A 17,086-nucleotide genomic window follows, 5' to 3' on the forward strand; every position below is an offset into this window, starting at 1 on the left:
TGCGCCCTGGGCGCGGTTACGCGCGGGCGACCAGCGCCATGGCGCGGATCGGGCTGCCGGTGCCCTTGACCAGCTTCAGCGGCGCGGCGATCAGGACTGCGCCCTTGGGCGGCAGCTTGCTCAGGTTGGCGAGCGAGGCGAGACCGTATTTGTTGGCCGCATGCAGCAGGTTGTGGGCGGGGAAGGGGGGCTCCATGCCGCCGGCTTGGCCGGCATCGGTGCCGATGCACTGGGTGCCCCAGCCGATCGCGCCCTTGGACAGGATGTACTGGATGCAGTCGACAGTCGGTCCGGGCGAATGCGGGCCGGTCTCGTCGGCATTGAGATAGGCGTCCTCGTCGCCGGCGCGGGCATCCCAGTCGGTGCGCATCACCACCCATTCGCCCGGCTTGATCTCGCCGTGCTCGGCTTCCCAGGCCTTCACGCCCGCGGCGTCGAGCAGGAAGTCGGGGTTCTTGGCCACTTCCGCCGAGCAGTCGATGACATTGACCGGGGCCACGAAATTCTGCGGCGCGATCGTGTCGGTGTAGCCGTCCGAATAGTCCTTGCCGGTGATCCAGTGGTGCGGCGCGTCGAAATGAGTTCCGGAATGTTCGCCGATCTTGAGCCAGTTCCAGGCCCAGAACGGCCCGTCATTGTCATATTCGGAGATCTTGTGGACTTCGATCTTGGGTGTGTCCTTGGCCAGTTCCGGCGGCAGCTTGAGCAGCGGCGTGTCCGGGCCGAGCGAACCTGACAGGTCGACGACCTCAACCTTTCCGCTCAGCAGCATCGCGGCGAGATTTCCAAGTGTTTCTGAAGCGTTCATCGATTGATCCCCCCTTTTCGGGCACAGTTATGGTTTCGGTCTCAATCCCGGCCAGCGGGATGTTTGATTGCGATAAATAGATGCTAGACAGAATAATATGCATTTGCAATTATAAATATCGAACGGAGACCGGAAGCTGTGCAGCAAGAGTTCGATGCAATCATTGTTGGCGCAGGTGTCAACAGTCTGGCCTGTGCGGTCGAGCTGGGTGCAAAGGGTTGGCGCGTCGGCGTGTTCGAGCAGGCCGGGATTGCCGGCGGTGCCGTCAAGACGCTGGAGCTCACCGAGCCGGGGTTTCGCCACGATTGGGCGGCGATGAATCTCAGCATGTTCGCGGGATCCGGGTTTTTCAAGGCGCATGGCGAGGATCTGGTGAAGTGCGGGCTGGAGTTCGCGCCGGCCGCAAACTGCTTTGCCAGCGTCTTCGAGAACGGGAAATGGCTTGGCGTCAGCACGGGTCCGGGCGAAACCCGCGCCCGCATTGCGGGATTTTCCGAAGCCGATGCCAGGGCCTGGGATCGGCTCTGCACGACGTTCCCCGAGAAGGCCGAATATATCTTCGCGCTGCTCGGAAATCCCATGCAAATGCATATACAAGGTCGGCTTCTGGCCAAGGCCTTGTTCCGCAAGGGCTTTGCCTGGACGGCGGAACTGACGCGTCTGCTGCTGTCCTCGCCGCGCCGGTTTCTGACCGAGAGTTTCGAGAGTGAAGAGGTCCGGGCAACCCTCGGCGCCTGGGGCATGCATCTCGACTGCGCGCCCGATATCGCCGGCGGCGCGGTGTTTCCCTATCTCGAATCCATGGCCAACCAGGCCTTCGGCATGGTGATCGGCAAGGGCGGCGCCGACACGGTGACGCGCGCGCTCTCCAAGCGTATCGAGCAACTCGGCGGCGAGATCCACTGCGGCCAGTCCGTCGCAAGCGTGATCCGCGAGGGCGGCAAGGCCACCGGGGTCGAACTTGCCGACGGCACGAGGATCAAGGCCCGCAAGGCGGTGATCGCCAATGTCGCGCCTTCGGGGCTGATGAAGCTTCTGGGCGGCGCGTCGGGCGATGCCGGTTTCGACGGCAAGATGAAGGCGTTTTCGCACGCGCCGGGCACGATGATGATCCATCTCGCGCTCGACGGGTTGCCGGACTGGCGCGCATCGGAAGACCTCAAGTCCTTCGCCTATGTCCACATCGCCCCCTCGCTCGACCAGATGGCGCGCACCTACCAGCAGGCGGTGGCGGGGCTTCTTCCCGACGAGCCGGTGCTGGTGGTGGGCCAGCCGACCGCGGTCGATCCCTCCCGCGCGCCCGCCGGCAAGCATGTGCTGTGGGTACAGGTGCGCATGGCACCCGCCGAGATCCGCGGCGATGCGGCCGGCGAGATCGCCGGGACCGACTGGCAGGAGGTCAAGGAGGCCTATGCCGACCGGGCGATCGCCATGATCGAGCGCCATGCGCCGGGACTGAAGGCCAAGATCCTCGGCCGCAAGGTGGTGTCGCCGCTCGATCTCGAGGCCGACAACCCGAACCTCGTTGGCGGCGACCAGGTGGCGGGAAGCCACCATCTTTCTCAGAATTTCCTGTTCCGTCCGGCCTTGGGCCACGCCTCGGGAAAGACCCCTGTCGAGGGCCTGCACATCACCGGCGCCAGCGTCTGGCCGGGAGCGGGCACCGGGGTGGGGGCAGGATACATGCTGGCCCGGAAACTGGGCGGCAGGTGAAGTTCAGCTCAACGAAGCATACAAGGGAGAACGGCATGACACATATTTCGCGTCGCACGGTGCTCAAGGGCACCACGGCGGCTCTGGCGCTCGGCATGTTTGCGGGGCCGGCGCTGGCGCAGGGCATTGACGAACTCGTCATCGCCTACAACGTCAATCTTCCCTCCTGGGACCCGACGGTGGGTCCTTCGGCGGTCAATCCCACCATCCAGGGCATCTACCAGTCGGTGTTCGACCAGTTCATCCTGCAGAAGCCCGACCTGTCGCCGGCGCCGGGGCTGATCACCGAATGGGGCTGGAACGACGACAAAACCAAGGTGATGATGACCGTGCGCGAGGGCGTGACCTGGCATGACGGCTCGCCGTTCACGGCGGAAGACGTGGCCTGGTCGCTCACCCGCGCCGCCGACGAGAAGACCGGCAACCCGATCCAGTTCGTCTGGTCGACGCTCGCCAACATCAAGGCCGAAGGCAACATGGTGACGGCCGATGTCGCCCGCTTCGAGCCGACCATCTTCAAGTGGATGTACTTCCTCACCGGCTATGTGCTGCCCAAGGCCTATTACGAGAAGGTGGGCGCCGACGGGTTCGAGGCCGCTCCCATCGGCACCGGCCCCTACATGGTCGACAAGTTCGAGCGCAACGCCTTCGTGCGGCTCAAGGCCAACCCCAACTACTGGGGCGGCAAGCCCGACTTCGAGACCGTCACCATCAAGTTCGTGACCGATGCGGCGAGCCGCGTGGCCGAGATCGAATCCGGCAATTCGCATGTGACGCTGGAAATGCCCTATGAGGAGTATGACCGGCTCAAGGGCGGCGACAAGATTTCGGGCACCGCGATCCCGATCTCCGATATCGGCATGATCTTCATCAACGATGTCGATCCGATGCTGGACGCGAATGTGCGCAAGGCCGCGGCCATGTCGATCGACAAGCAGTTGATCATCGACCGGCTGCTGTCGGGCTACGGCGTCGCCATCGACACGCTGCAGACGCCGGAATATTCGGCCTATGACGCGTCGATCAAGGTGCCCTACGATCCCGAAAAGGCCAAGGAACTGCTGGCCGAGTCCGGCTTCTCGCCGGAAAACCCGGTCAAGTTCAAGATCCAGACCACGCGCGGCTTCAAGCCGAAGGACTACGAGATGGTACAGGCCATCGTAGGACTGTGGCGCAAGATCGGCATCGAGGCGGAGATCGAGGTCTACGAGATCGCCAAGCACTACGAGCTGCGCGCCGCCGACCAGCTGGCGCCGGCGGCCTTCTACAACTGGGGCAACTCGGTGGGCGATCCGACCACCTCGACCGGCTTTGCCATGTTCGGCCCGTCGCCGCACTCGGTCTGGGACGGCCAGGACCTGATCGACATGATCGGCCCGCTCTGGGGCGAAGCCGACGAGGACAAGCGCATCGCCGGCTGGAAGGCGGTCGACAAGTACATTGCCGACAACGCGCTGGTGATCCCGCTTCTGCAGTATGTGCAGCCGATCCTGCATGTCTCGGGCGTGTCGGTGACCCCGCATGCCTCGGGCGCGCTCCTGCCGCACCTGATCAAGCGGGCCTCCTGAGTTCGGGCTGAATGCACGGACCGCTGCCGTGAGGGCGGCGGTCCCCTTTTGCGGGAAATTCTGCCTTGAAACTGTTGCGTGCGATCTTCATTCGCCTCCTGACCATGTCCGTCACCCTGATCGGGGCGGCCGTCGTGGTGTTCTTCGTCATCCGCGTGGTGCCGGGCAATCCGATCGCCATGATGCTGCCGCCCGGCGCGACCGAAGAGGACGTGGCGCGGCTCACCGCGCTTTACGGCCTCGACAAGTCGCTGATCGAGCAATTCGGCATCTGGCTCACCGGTGTGCTGCATGGCGATTTCGGCACCTCGATTTCGCTGCGCCAGCCGGTGATGCCGCTGGTGCTCGGACGCCTGCCGGCCACGCTCGAACTCGCGATCTTCGCCCTGGTGATCGCGGTCGTGGTCGGCGGCGCCCTGGCGCTGACCGGGGTCAGGCATCGCGAGACCCGGACCGAGACCGCCGTCGATGTCGCCAACGGCGTCGGCCTGTCGATCCCGGATTTCCTCTGGGCGCTGATCCTGATCGTGCTGTTCGGCGTGCTGATGCCGATCTTCCACATTTCCGGCCGGATCTCGCCCTCGCTCGACCTGCCGTTCGTGACCCAGTTCTATGTGTTCGAGAGCGTGGCGCGGCTGAGGTTCGACCTGTGGTGGGACTTGCTCAAGCACATGTTCATGCCGGCCTTGGCGCTCGCCATTCCGCTGGCTGCGATCATCAGCCAATTGCTCAAGCAGTCGCTCAAGGAAACCATGCATCTCGATTACGTCACGCTCTCGCGCACCAAGGGATACGGTGAAAACCACGTGATCCTGTCGGAGGCGCTGCCGAACGCCGTGCTGCCCACGCTCACGCTGATCGGCGTGCAGTTCACTTTCCTGATCGGCGGCACGGTGATCATCGAACGGCTGTTCTCCTATGAGGGCCTCGGCAACATGGCGATCGACGCGGTGATCAACCGCGACCTGCCCCTGATCCAGGGGATCGTCATCGTGTTTGCGCTTCTCTTCACCCTCATCAACCTGGTGGTCGACATGACTTACGCGCTCCTGAACCCGAGGCTGCGTCATGCTTGATGGCCGCGGCAGTGTGAAACGCAAGCTCGGCCCGCGGCTGTGGCTGTCGGGGCTCTGGCTCGGGCTGATGGCGGCGCTGGCGCTGCTCGCGCCGCTGATCGCGCCGCACGATCCCTTGGCGCAAGACCTGTTTGCCGGCCGCTTGCCGCCGTTCTGGGTCTCCGGCTCCGATCCCGCCTATCTGCTCGGCACCGACAGTCTCGGCCGCGACGTGCTCTCGCGCATGATCCATGGCGCCCGCATCGCCTTTTCGGTGGCGCTGGTGGCGGGGCTCGCGACCGCCTTCGTGGGCTCGCTGCTGGGGCTGCTCGCAGGCTACATGCGCGGCTGGGTCGATATCGTGATATCGCGTCTGGTCGAGATCTGGATGGCGTTTCCGCCGGTGCTGTTCGCGATCCTTCTGATCGCGGTGCTCGGCACCTCATCGCCATCGTGGTGATCGACTGGACAAGGTTCTGCCGTGTGGTGCGCGCCGAGGCGATGAACCAGTCGGCGATGGATTATGTCGCAAGCGCCGTGGTCGCCGGCCGGCCCCGGCGCGACATTCTCTGGCGCGAGATCCTGCCCAATGTGCTGCCGACCATGGTGGCGCTGCTCACGCTCGAAATGGGGATTGCCGTGATCGTCGAGGCGATCCTGTCCTTCGTCAACCTGTCGATCTCGTCGGACGCGCCGACCTGGGGCGGCATGATCGCCGAGGGCCGGACCTCGATCCACCAGGCCTGGTGGGTGCTGGCGTTCCCGCTTACGGTCCTGTTTCTCACCGTCCTGTCCTTCAGCCAGTTCGGCGAGGGCCTCAAGGACCGCTTCGATCCGGTGCTGCGATGAGCGCATTCCTCACGGTCAACAATGTCTCCGCCGTGCTGCACGGCTACGACCGCCGGGTGCTGCGCTCGGTCTCGTTTTCCATCGACACCGGCGAGGTGCTGGGACTGGTGGGTGAAAGCGGCGCAGGCAAGAGCATGATCGGCAAGGCGATCCTCGGGATTCTTCCTTCCGCGATCGAGATCGTCGAGGGTGAGATCCTGCTCGACGGGCAGGATCTGCAGAAGATGAAGCCCGCCGACCGGCGCCGGATGATCGGGGCCACGGCGGCGCTGATCCCGCAGGACCCGTTGACCGCGCTCAATCCGTCGCGGCGGATCGAGCCGCAGATCACCAACCGGCTGGTCGACATTCTCGGCTGGCGGAAGGTGGATGCCCGGGCGCGCGCGCTCGAGCTGCTCGACGAGGTGCATATCGACAACCCGGAACGCGTGATGGCGAGCTACCCCCCAAGCTGGTGGTGGCCGACGAGCCGACCACCGCGCTCGACGTGACCGTGCAGAAGCAGATCCTCAGGCTGATCAAGGAGCTTCAGACGCGCCACTCGACTGCGATGGTGTTCGTGACCCACGATCTCGGCGTGGTCTCGAAGGTCTGCCAGCGGCTCGCCGTGCTTTATGGCGGCAAGATCGTCGAGAAATCCACGGTGCCCGAATTCTTCGACGGGCCGAAGCATGGCTATTCGCGGGCGCTGCTCGCGGCGACGCCGAAATACACCGATCCCGGCGCCTCGCTGCTGCCGGTCGAGGACGCGGTGATCGAGGCGGCGGCGGCCGAAGTGCTGGCGGCGGACCGGGAGTGGCGTCATGACGGATAGGCCTGCGATGGATGCAAACATGCTGTTTTCCGCCCGCGGGCTCGAGGTCGCGCTGCCCGACATGGCGGCCAAGCCCGTGTTCGGCCGTGCGCCGCTGATCCCGATCCTCAAGGGCATCGATCTCGACATCGCCCGCGGCTCGGTGCTCGGCATCGTCGGCGGCTCGGGCTCGGGCAAGTCGACGCTCGGGCGCGCGCTTTTGAGGCTGATCGAACCGACGGCGGGCACGATCCTGTTCGACGGGCGCGACATCACCCATCTCGACGAGGCGGCTCTGCGACCAATCCGGCGACGGATGCAGATGATCTTCCAGGACCCGATGTCCTCGCTCAATCCGCGCCGGCGTGTCGGCGCGATCATCGCCGATCCGATGCAGTTGCACGGTTTTGACGGGATCGACGGGCGGATCGACGATGCGCTCGACCATGTCGGCCTGCCGCGAAACTTCCGCCATCGCTATCCGCACGAATTGTCGGGCGGGCAGCGGCAGCGGGTGGGCATTGCCCGGGCGATCGCGCTCAAGCCGGAATTCATTCTCGCCGACGAGATCGTCTCGGGCCTCGACGTCTCGTCGCAGGCGCAGGTGCTCAACGTGCTCGCCGAACTCGTCAAGGAACTGGGGCTGACGCTCGCCTTCATCAGCCATGACCTGTCGGTGATCCGCAGGTTGTGCGATCATGTGATGGTGCTGCAGCGCGGCGTGATCGTGGATTATGGAGAGGCGGACCGGGTGTTCGAAGCGCCGAGTGCCGCCTACACGCGGGAACTGCTCGACGCCATTCCGCTGCCCGATCCGCGCCAGGCCAACTGGTGACGCACACGCAACACAAATGGCAATTGGCCGGGTCGACCGGCTGACGCCGGGGAGACCGACATGGCCGATACACCCTCTCAGTCCGATGCCGCCGGTTCGGGCTACATGCTCTACCACTCGATCGGGCAGTATCCCGGCAAGGCCCAGGACATGGGCCGGGCGCTCACGGCTTTTGCCGAGTGCTGGGGCGCGCCCGATGACGGGCAATGGGGCTATGCGCTCGGCCAGCGCCAACGCTTCATCGAGCTGTGGAGCCGCTTGCTCAATGCGCCGGCCTCCTCGCTCACCACCACCGAAAACGTGACCTCGGCGCTGGCGGCGATGATCATGGCGCTGCCGGCCGACGCGCTTGAGTGCAGGGCGGTGCTGGTGGCGGGCGACTGTTTCCCGAGCCTGCATTTCCTGTTGACCGGCATGGAAAAGCGCTACGGCTTCACGCTGCGCACAGTGGCGCTGCGCGAGGGCGCGCACTGGGTTGAGGACGAGGACGTGATCGCGGCCTGGGGGCCGGAAGTCGGGCTTGCGCTGCTGACCTGGGTCAGCTCCACCTCGTCGCACCGCTGCGATCTCGAAACCCTGATTGCCCATGGCCGCAGGCAGGGCTCGGTGATCGGGGTCGATGTGACCCAGGCCGCGGGCCTGATCGCCTATGACACAATGGCGGTGGGTGCGGATTTTTCGATTTCGACGAGCCTCAAATGGATGTGCGGCTCGCCCGGTGGCGGCATCCTGCAGGTGATGCCCGACGTGATCGCCCGCTGCCAGCCGAGCCTCAGGGGCTGGTTCAGCCAGGACGACATCTTCTCCTGGGACATCAACGCCTTTTCCTATGCGCCCGACATCCGCCGCTTCGACAACGGCACGCCCTCGGTGATGGCCTGCGTCGCCTCGGTGCCGGCACTCGAATGGCATGCGGCGCAGGACTGGGCCGCGCAACGGGCGAAGAACCGGGCGATGTGCGCCACGATCATCGAGGCCGCCGACGAGGCGGGGCTCACGCTGGCCTCGCCGCGCGACGCCGACCATCGCGGCGGCAGCGTGATGATGCGCCTGCCCGAGGGCGTGGAGGCGCAGGCCGTGCTTCAGATCCTGCGCGAACGCGGCGTGTTCGCCGATGCGCGCGGTTCGCTGCTCAGGTGCTCGCCAGGTTTCGTGACCACCGAGGCCGGCGTCGAGCAGCTGGTCAAGACGCTCAGGACGGTCGCGCAAGCCGGCTGAAGGCGCTGGCCCCGGCCGTCTTTTTGGGCGGCCGGCTCGGGGCATGGTGTGTCCCGGTTATTTATTGCGACATAAACATTTTAGGCTTGAACTATCTCGGATCAGGCATATGATCCCTGTAACGACAACCAGTCTGGAGGCGCGGAACGATGAAGGTAGCATGTCTTGGGGGCGGCCCGGCCGGTCTTTACTTCGCGATCTCGATGAAGCTGCGCGATCCTTCCCATGAGGTCGTCGTGATCGAGCGCAACAAGGCCAACGACACCTTCGGCTGGGGCGTGGTCCTCTCCGACGATGCTCTGAGCCGGATGCAGCACAACGACGCCAAGAGCACCGAGGCGATCCGCAGCCATTTCGCCTACTGGGACGACATCGCCGTCATCCACAAGGGCTGCCGCACGGTGTCGGGTGGGCACGGCTTTGCCGGCATCGGCCGCAAGCAGATGCTGATCCTGCTGCAGGAGCGCGCCCGCGAACTCGGCGTCGAGATGCGCTTCGAGACCGAGTTCAAGACCGCGGAAGCCTACCGCAAGGAATATGACCTGGTGGTCGGCGCCGACGGCATCAATTCGCTGGTGCGCAACGAATATGTCGACGTGTTCAAGCCCGACATCGACACCCGCAAATGCAAGTTCGTCTGGCTCGGCACGCATCAGCGCTTCAACGACGCCTTCACCTTCATCTTCGAGAAGACCGAGCACGGCTGGGTCTGGGCCCATGTCTACCAGTTCGACGACAACACCGCGACCTTCATCGTCGAGTGCCTGCCGGAGACCTGGGACCGCTGGGGCTTCGAGCAGATGTCGAAGGAGGAAACCGTCGAGACCTGCCGCAAGATCTTCGAGAAGCACTTGGGCGGCCATGATCTCATGTCCAACGCCGCGCATCTCAGGGGCTCGGCGGTCTGGATGCAGTTCCCGCGGGTGATCTGCGAGAAGTGGTACCACGAGAACGTGGTGCTGATGGGCGACGCGGCGGCGACCGGACATTTCTCCATCGGCTCGGGCTCGCGGCTGGCCTTCGACAGCGCCATTGCGCTCGCCGATTACCTGCATTCGGAGCCGACGCTGGAGCGCGCCTTCGCCCGCTATCAGGAAGAGCGCCGCGTCGAGGTGTTGCGGCTCCAGTCGGCGGCGCGCAACAGCCTCGAATGGTTCGAGGAGGTCGAGCGCTATCTCGATCTCGATCCGGTGCAGTTCAACTATTCGCTGTTGACCCGGTCGCAGCGCATCAGCCACGAAAACCTCAGGCTGCGCGATCCCGAATGGCTCGAAGGCGCCGAACGCTGGTTCCAGACCCAGGCCGGCGTGCCCGAGGGCGCCCCGGTCCGCCGGCCGATGTTCGCGCCCTACAAGCTGCGCGACATGACGCTGAAGAACCGCATCGTCGTCTCACCGATGGCGCAGTACAAGGCGGTCGACGGCTGCCCAACCGATTGGCACCTGGTGCATTACGGCGAGCGCGCCAAGGGCGGGGCAGGGCTGGTCTATACCGAGATGACCTGCGTGTCCCCCGAGGGCCGGATCACCCCGGGCTGCCCGGGCATGTACCAGCCCGAACACGAGGCCGCCTGGAAGCGGATCGTCGATTTCATCCACGCCGAGAGCCAGGCCAAGGTCTGCATGCAGATCGGCCATGCCGGCGCCAAGGGCTCGACCCAGCTCGGCTGGGAAGAAGGCGACGCGCCGCTGAAGGAAGGCAACTGGCCGCTGGTGTCAGCCTCCGACGTCGCCTGGTCGAAGAACAACCAGGCGCCCAAGGCGATGGACCGCGCCGACATGGACATGGTGCGCGACCAGTTCGTTGCGGCGACCGAAATGGCCGAACGTGCCGGCTTCGACATGATCGAGCTGCACATGGCGCATGGCTATCTGCTCTCGTCCTTCATCACGCCGCTCACCAACCGGCGCCAGGACGACTATGGCGGCAGTCTCGAAAACCGCATGCGCTTTCCGCTCGAAGTCTACCGCGCGGTGCGCGAGGCCTGGCCCGCGCGCAAGCCGCTGTCGGTGCGTATCTCGGCCAATGACTGGGTGGGTGAGGAGGGCGTCACGCCGCAGGAAGCCGTCGAGATTGCACGCATGCTCAAAGACGCAGGCGTCGACATCTGCGACGTCTCCGCCGGCCAGACCTCCACGTTGGCCCGGCCGATCTACGGACGCATGTTCCAGACGCCGTTCGCCGACCAGATCCGCAACGAGGCGCAGATGGCGACCATGGCGGTCGGTAACATCTACGAACCCGACCACGTCAACTCGATCCTGATGGCGGGCCGCGCCGATCTCGTCTGCCTGGCGCGCCCGCATCTGGCCAATCCCTATTGGACCTTGCATGCGGCCAGTGCCCTGGGCGATCATGAGGAGAAATGGCCTGATCCCTATCTGCCCGGACGCGACCAGATGTGGCGCCTGGCGGAGCGGGCGGAAACCATGCTCGGCAAGGTGTGACCATGAGCGAAATGATGGGGCATCACGCGATCGTCACCGGCGCCGGATCGGGCGCCGGGGAGGCGATCGCGCTGGCGCTCGCGGCACGCGGCGCGCGGGTGACGGCAATCGGTCGGCGCGCGGCCCCGCTCGAGGCGCTGGCTGGCGCCAATGACCGGATTGTCGCCGTGCCCGCCGATGTCACCGATGCGGAGGCGCTTTCCGCCGCAATTGCCTGGGCGACCGAGCGCAACGGCGCGCCGACGATCATCGTCGCCAATGCCGGCTCGGCTCAGAGCGCGCCGTTCCTGCGCACCGACGCGAAACTGTTCCAGTCCACGCTCGATGTGAATTTGACCGGTGTTTTCAACACCTTCCAGGCCGGGCTTTCGAGAATGAATCAGAAGCGGCCGGGCCGGCTGATCGCGATCGCTTCGACCGCCGGGCTCAAGGGCTACGGCTATGTCAGTGCCTATTGCGCGGCCAAGCATGGCGTCGTCGGTCTGGTGCGCGGCCTTGCGCAGGAACTGGCGCGGACCGGCGTGACCGTCAACGCCGTCTGCCCGGGTTTCACCGACACGCCGATGCTGCAGCGGTCGATCAACAACATCGTCGAGAAGACCGGCCGGTCGCGGGCCGAGGCGGAAGCCTCACTGTTGAATGTCAATCCGCAGGGCCGGTTCATCCAGCCGGAGGAAATTGCCGAGACCGTGATCTGGCTGTGCGGCGATGCGGCTGCTTCGGTGACGGGGCAGGCGATCTCGTTGTCGGGAGGGGAAACATGAGTGACACCGGAGCGGTTCAGTCCGCCGAGACCGAGGGTGGCGTGAGGGATCCGGCCGCGTCCAAGGCGCGGCTCAGACTGTGGCTCAAGCTGCTCAAGGCGACCAAGCATGTCGAGGCTGAATTGCGGGAGAACCTGCGCGTCACCTTCGACACCACGCTGCCGCGCTTTGACGTGATGGCGGCGCTCTACCGGGCCGAGCCGGGGCTGAAGATGAGCGAATTGTCGAGCGTGCTGCGCGTGTCGAACGGCAATGTCACCGGCATCGTCGACCGTCTGGTGGACGACGGCATGCTGGTGCGGATCCCGGTCGACAACGACCGCCGCGCCACCACCGTGCGGCTCACCAAGGCGGGTCGCGAACAATTCCAGGCGATGGCCAAGCGCCACGAGGACTGGATCGATTGCCTGCTGGGCGAAGTCGACCTGAGCGAAACCCAGGACATGCTGGACCAGCTCGAGCGCATCGCCGTCAAGAGCACCAAGAAGGAGAGCTGACCCCATGCAGCCAGACGCACCCAAGACATTCCGCCTGACGCTCACCGACGGTGTGGCCGAAGTCTCTCTCGACCGGCCCGAACGGAAGAACCCTCTCACCTTCGAAAGCTATGCGGAACTGCGCGACTGGTTCCGCGGGCTGGTCTATCGCGACGACGTCAAGGTGGTGATCTTCGGCTCCAACGGCGGCAATTTCTGCTCGGGCGGGGACGTGTTCGAGATCATCGGTCCGCTGCTCGACAAGGACATGAAGGGGCTTCTGGAATTCACCCGCATGACCGGCGACCTGGTGAAAGCCATCGTTGGCTGCGGCAAGCCGGTGATCGCGGCAGTCGACGGGGTGTGCGTCGGGGCGGGCGCGATCATCGCCATGTGCTCGGACTTGCGCATCGCCACGCCCGAAGCCAAGACCGCGTTCCTGTTCAACCGCGTCGGGCTTGCCGGCTGCGACATGGGCGCCTGTGCGATCCTGCCGAGGATCATCGGCCAGGGCCGGGCGGCGGAGCTTCTGTTCACCGGTCGGTCGATGAGCGCCGAGGAAGGGGAGCGCTGGGGCTTCTTCTCGAGGGTGGTCGAGGCCGGTGAAATCGAAGACGAGGCGCGCAAGCTGGCGCGACGCATCGCCGAAGGACCGACCTTCGCCAACATGATCACCAAGACCATGCTGGCCCAGGAATGGAACATGGGCATCGAGCAGGCGATCGAGGCCGAGGCCCAGGCGCAGGCGATCTGCATGCAGACGCAGGACTTCCGGCGCGCCTACGAGGCCTTCGCGGCGAAACAGAAACCGGTGTTCGAGGGCAACTGATGGCAGACCGCAGCTTTCTCGACTGGCCGTTCTTCGACGACACCCACCGCGCGCTCGCCGACCATGTCGACACATGGGCGGCGGCCGAACTGGTCGACATCGATCACTCCAATCCCGAAGCGGCCTGCCAGGTGCTGGTCAAGGCGCTGGCCGAGGCCGACCTGTTGAGCCTGACCGCGATCGACCCGGCCGATCCGTCGTCCCGGCTCGACGTGCGCAGCCTGTGCATCCTGCGCGAGACGCTGGCGCGCCACGACGGGCTGGCCGATTTCGCCTTCGCCATGCAGGGGCTCGGCACCGGCGCGATCTCGCTGTTCGGAACGCCGGAACAGAAGGCCGAATGGCTGCCGCTCACCCGAAGCGGCAAGGCGCTGTCGGCCTTCGCGCTGTCGGAACCGGCCTCGGGCTCGGACGTCGCCAATATCGGCATGACCGCGCGCCGCGACGGCGACCACTATGTGCTCGACGGCGAGAAGACCTGGATTTCCAACGGCAGCATCGCCGATGTCTACACGCTGTTCGCCCGGACCGGCGAGGCCCCGGGCGCCAAGGGGCTCTCGGCCTTCATCGTGCCTGCCGGCCTGCCGGGTTTCGACGCCTCCGAGCGGATCGACGTGGTGGCGCCGCATCCGCTGGCGCGGCTCACTTTTTCGGGCTGCCGGATTCCCGCGTCTTCGATGATCGGCAAGCCCGGCGACGGGTTTCGCATCGCCATGTCGGTGCTCGACGTGTTCCGTTCGACGGTGGCCGCCGCCGCGCTCGGCTTTGCCCGCCGGGCGCTCGACGAGAGCATCAAGCGCGTGGCCGAGCGCGAACTGTTCGGCGCGCCGATGAGCGCGCTGCAGATGGTGCAGGGCCACATTGCCGACATGGCCCTCGATGTCGATGCCTCGGCCCTGCTGGTCTACCGCGCCGCGTGGCTCAAGGACATGGGCGCCCCCCGGGTCAGCCGCGAGGCGGCGATGGCCAAGCTCTATGCCACAGATCACGCCCAGGACGTGATCGACAAGGCGGTGCAGCTGCATGGCGGCGACGGCGTGCGCAAGGGCCACATCGTCGAGAGCCTCTATCGCGAAATCCGCGCGCTCAGGATCTACGAGGGCGCATCGGACGTGCAAAAGGTCGTGATCGCGCGGCAGACACTTGCAATGTAAAAAATCCATAAAAAGGGGAATGCAATGAGCAAGCCATTGGAAAAAGGCATCACCGAAAGAACCACAGGCTACGAGGGCGTGGTCTGGAACATTCTTGGCCAGGTCTACTATCCCAAGGCGGTGTGTGACTCGTCCTTTGCATTCGAGACCAATTCTATGCCCGGCCAGCACGTGCCGGTTCACATCCACCCCAACCAGGACGAGTTCATCCTGGTGCAGGAAGGCGAACTGGAGCTCAAGCTCGACGGCGTCTGGAGCAAGGCCAGGGCTGGCGATCTCGTGCGCATGCCCGCGGGCATTCCGCATGGCTACTTCAACAAGTCCGACAAGCCGGTAAAGGCCCTGTTCTGGGTGTCGCCCGCAGGCAAGTTGCAAGAGCTGTTTCAAGCACTCGACAATCTCGACGACGTGGAGCGCATCGTCGAGCTGTCGGCCCAGCATGACGTCGAGTTCCTGGCTCCGGAGGCGAACGACTGAGCCATGCTGGGACCATCGGGACATATCGATACATTCACGCGGGACAACCTGCCGGCGGCCGATCAGTGGCCGGATCTGAAGCTCGACGGGTTCGAATACCCGGAATGGCTCAATTGCGGCTATGAGCTGACCGATGCGATGGTGGCGCGTGGTTTCGGCGACCGCACGGCGCTGATCGGCAATGGCCGCATCCGCACCTACAAGGAACTCACCGACTGGACCAACCGCATCGCCAATGTGCTGGTCGAGGATTACGGCGTGAAGCCGGGCAACCGCATCCTGGTGCGCTCGGCCAACAATCCGGCGATGGTGGCGGTGTGGCTCGCGGCCACCAAGGCCGGTGCGGTGGTGGTCAACACCATGCCGATGCTGCGCGCCGCGGAACTGTCGAAGATCGTCGACAAGGCCGAGATCACCATGGCGCTGTGCGACACGCGGCTGATGGACGAAATCGTCACCTGCGCCAAGACCAGCCGTTTCCTCGACACGGTCATCGGCTTCGACGGCACCGCCAATCATGATGCGGAGCTCGACCGGCTGGCGCTGTCGAAATCGGTGAAATTCGAGACCGTCAGGACCGGGCGCGACGACGTGGCGCTGCTGGGTTTTACCTCCGGCACCACCGGCATGCCCAAGGCGACGATGCATTTCCACCGCGACATGCTGATCATCGCCGACGGCTATGCGAAGGAAGTCCTCAACGTCACGCCCGAAGACGTGTTCATCGGCTCGCCGCCGCTCGCCTTCACCTTCGGGCTCGGCGGGCTTGCGGTGTTTCCGTTGCGCTTCGGCGCGGCCGCGGCGCTGCTCGAGCAGGCGACGCCCGCCAACATGGTCGAGATCATCCAGCGCTACAAGGCGACCGTCTGCTTCACCGCGCCCACGGCCTACCGCGCCATGCTGGCGGCGATGGAGGAGGGGGCGGATCTGAGTTCCCTGCGCGCCGCGGTCTCCGCCGGCGAGACGCTGCCGGGGCCGGTCTACGAGCAGTGGATGGCCAAGACCGGTAAGCCGATGCTCGACGGCATCGGCGCCACCGAGATGCTGCACATCTTCATCTCCAACCGGTTCGGAAACTCGCAGCCGGCCTGCACCGGCCTTCCCGTGTCGGGCTACGAGGCTAGAATCGTCGATGAGGAGATGAACGAGCTGCCGCGTGGCCAGGTCGGGCGGCTCGCGGTGCGCGGGCCCACCGGCTGCCGCTATCTCGCCGATCCCGAACAGCAGGCCAAATATGTTCGCAACGGCTGGAACCTGACCGGCGATTCCTTCATCCAGGACGAGGACGGATTTTTCCATTTCGCCGCGCGCAGCGACGACATGATCATTTCGGCCGGCTACAACATTGCCGGGCCGGAGGTGGAGGCAGCCCTGCTCGCCCATGAGCATGTCGCCGAATGCGCGGTGATCGGCGTGGCGGACGAGGCGCGCGGCCAGGTGGTCGAGGCGCATGTGGTGCTCAAGCCGGGCATCGTCGGCGATGCGCTGATGACCAAGCTGCTGCAGGACCACGTCAAGCAGGTGATCGCACCTTACAAATATCCCCGCTCGATCGTCTTCACCGAGGCGCTGCCCAAGACCCAGACAGGCAAGATCCAGCGGTTCCGACTTCGTCGCGACGCGCAGGCCTGAGCGGCCGCGCGGCGACTGACGCCCCCTTCAGACTGACTATTGCAAGGACACAGACTCATGATCGAAGCAGTCAATCCGCCGGATTGGGAAAAGCCCAAGGGCTATGCCAATGGCATTCTCGTCGATGGCCAAAGGCTCTACACCGGCGGCCAGATCGGCTGGAACAAGGATCAGGTGTTCGAGCATACCGATTTCGTGGGCCAGCTCGAGCAGACGCTCGCCAATATCGTGGCCATTGTCGAAGCCGCCGGCGGCGAGGTCGCCGACATCGTGCGGCTGACCTGGTTCATCACCGACAAGAAGGCCTATCTGGCCAATCTCAAGGAAGTCGGCGCGGCCTATCGCAAGGTGATGGGCCGGCATTACCCCTCGATGTCCGTGCTCGTCGTTGCCGCCCTGATCGAGGATGCGGCGATGGTCGAGATCGAGGCAACCGCCGAAATCGGCAAATCACGAAAGGATGGCTAG

14 protein-coding genes and 2 pseudogenes are annotated in these 17,086 nt (G+C 65.1%); 15 read left to right on the forward strand and 1 reads right to left on the reverse strand.

What is annotated here, in order from left to right:
- Nucleotides 1–16: 16 nt before the first annotated feature.
- A complete protein-coding gene (locus AWJ14_RS10430; RefSeq protein WP_066178171.1) occupies nt 17–808 on the reverse strand; it encodes a cyclase family protein in 792 nt (263 codons plus the stop codon).
- Between the two features lie 138 nt (nt 809–946).
- On the opposite strand from AWJ14_RS10430, the gene AWJ14_RS10435 reads away from it, so the two are divergent.
- From AWJ14_RS10435 to AWJ14_RS10505, 15 genes and pseudogenes are all read left to right on the forward strand, one after another.
- On the forward strand, nt 947–2,521 hold the full coding sequence (locus AWJ14_RS10435; protein ID WP_066178173.1) for a phytoene desaturase family protein: 1,575 nt from the start codon (nt 947–949) through the stop codon (nt 2,519–2,521).
- A 35-nt stretch (nt 2,522–2,556) separates the two neighbouring features.
- Nucleotides 2,557–4,089, forward strand: a complete 1,533-nt coding sequence (locus tag AWJ14_RS10440; protein ID WP_066178175.1) for an ABC transporter substrate-binding protein — start codon at nt 2,557–2,559, stop codon at nt 4,087–4,089.
- Between the two features lie 65 nt (nt 4,090–4,154).
- A complete protein-coding gene (locus tag AWJ14_RS10445) occupies nt 4,155–5,165 on the forward strand; it encodes an ABC transporter permease (RefSeq protein WP_280949314.1) in 1,011 nt (336 codons plus the stop codon).
- Nucleotides 5,158–5,993: pseudogene (locus tag AWJ14_RS10450) on the forward strand (ABC transporter permease). The gene AWJ14_RS10445 and the pseudogene AWJ14_RS10450 overlap by 8 nt, the downstream one beginning before the upstream one ends.
- Nucleotides 5,990–6,807, forward strand: a pseudogene (locus tag AWJ14_RS10455) (ABC transporter ATP-binding protein). Before AWJ14_RS10450 ends, AWJ14_RS10455 begins: the two co-directional pseudogenes overlap by 4 nt.
- Nucleotides 6,797–7,621: an ATP-binding cassette domain-containing protein gene (locus AWJ14_RS10460; protein WP_083220171.1), complete on the forward strand. Its 825-nt coding sequence runs from the start codon at nt 6,797–6,799 to the stop codon at nt 7,619–7,621. The pseudogene AWJ14_RS10455 and the gene AWJ14_RS10460 overlap by 11 nt, the downstream one beginning before the upstream one ends.
- 60 nt (nt 7,622–7,681) lie before the next feature.
- Nucleotides 7,682–8,839 carry an aminotransferase class V-fold PLP-dependent enzyme gene (locus AWJ14_RS10465; RefSeq protein ID WP_066178179.1) on the forward strand — a complete coding sequence of 386 codons (1,158 nt, stop codon included), beginning with the start codon at nt 7,682–7,684 and terminating at the stop codon, nt 8,837–8,839.
- Nucleotides 8,840–8,988: 149 nt separating this feature from the next.
- Complete coding sequence (locus AWJ14_RS10470; RefSeq protein WP_066178181.1) at nt 8,989–11,286, forward strand: bifunctional salicylyl-CoA 5-hydroxylase/oxidoreductase; 2,298 nt, start codon at nt 8,989–8,991, stop codon at nt 11,284–11,286.
- 2 nt (nt 11,287–11,288) lie between these two features.
- Nucleotides 11,289–12,050 carry an SDR family NAD(P)-dependent oxidoreductase gene (locus tag AWJ14_RS10475; protein ID WP_066178183.1) on the forward strand — a complete coding sequence of 254 codons (762 nt, stop codon included), beginning with the start codon at nt 11,289–11,291 and terminating at the stop codon, nt 12,048–12,050.
- A complete protein-coding gene (locus tag AWJ14_RS10480) occupies nt 12,047–12,547 on the forward strand; it encodes a MarR family winged helix-turn-helix transcriptional regulator (RefSeq protein ID WP_066178187.1) in 501 nt (166 codons plus the stop codon). The genes AWJ14_RS10475 and AWJ14_RS10480 overlap by 4 nt, the downstream gene beginning before the upstream one ends.
- A 4-nt stretch (nt 12,548–12,551) precedes the next feature.
- Nucleotides 12,552–13,355: an enoyl-CoA hydratase family protein gene (locus AWJ14_RS10485; protein WP_066178188.1), complete on the forward strand. Its 804-nt coding sequence runs from the start codon at nt 12,552–12,554 to the stop codon at nt 13,353–13,355.
- Complete coding sequence (locus AWJ14_RS10490) at nt 13,355–14,509, forward strand: acyl-CoA dehydrogenase family protein (RefSeq protein ID WP_066178190.1); 1,155 nt, start codon at nt 13,355–13,357, stop codon at nt 14,507–14,509. Before AWJ14_RS10485 ends, AWJ14_RS10490 begins: the two co-directional genes overlap by 1 nt.
- Nucleotides 14,510–14,533: 24 nt before the next feature.
- Complete coding sequence (locus AWJ14_RS10495) at nt 14,534–14,986, forward strand: cupin domain-containing protein (protein WP_066178192.1); 453 nt, start codon at nt 14,534–14,536, stop codon at nt 14,984–14,986.
- Nucleotides 14,987–14,989: 3 nt separating this feature from the next.
- A complete protein-coding gene (locus AWJ14_RS10500) occupies nt 14,990–16,618 on the forward strand; it encodes an AMP-binding protein (protein ID WP_066178196.1) in 1,629 nt (542 codons plus the stop codon).
- 57 nt (nt 16,619–16,675) lie between these two features.
- Nucleotides 16,676–17,086 carry a RidA family protein gene (locus AWJ14_RS10505; RefSeq protein WP_066178199.1) on the forward strand — a complete coding sequence of 137 codons (411 nt, stop codon included), beginning with the start codon at nt 16,676–16,678 and terminating at the stop codon, nt 17,084–17,086.

It is taken from the genome of Parahoeflea olei, assembly GCF_001703635.1.
Classification (GTDB): domain Bacteria; phylum Pseudomonadota; class Alphaproteobacteria; order Rhizobiales; family Rhizobiaceae; genus Hoeflea; species Hoeflea olei.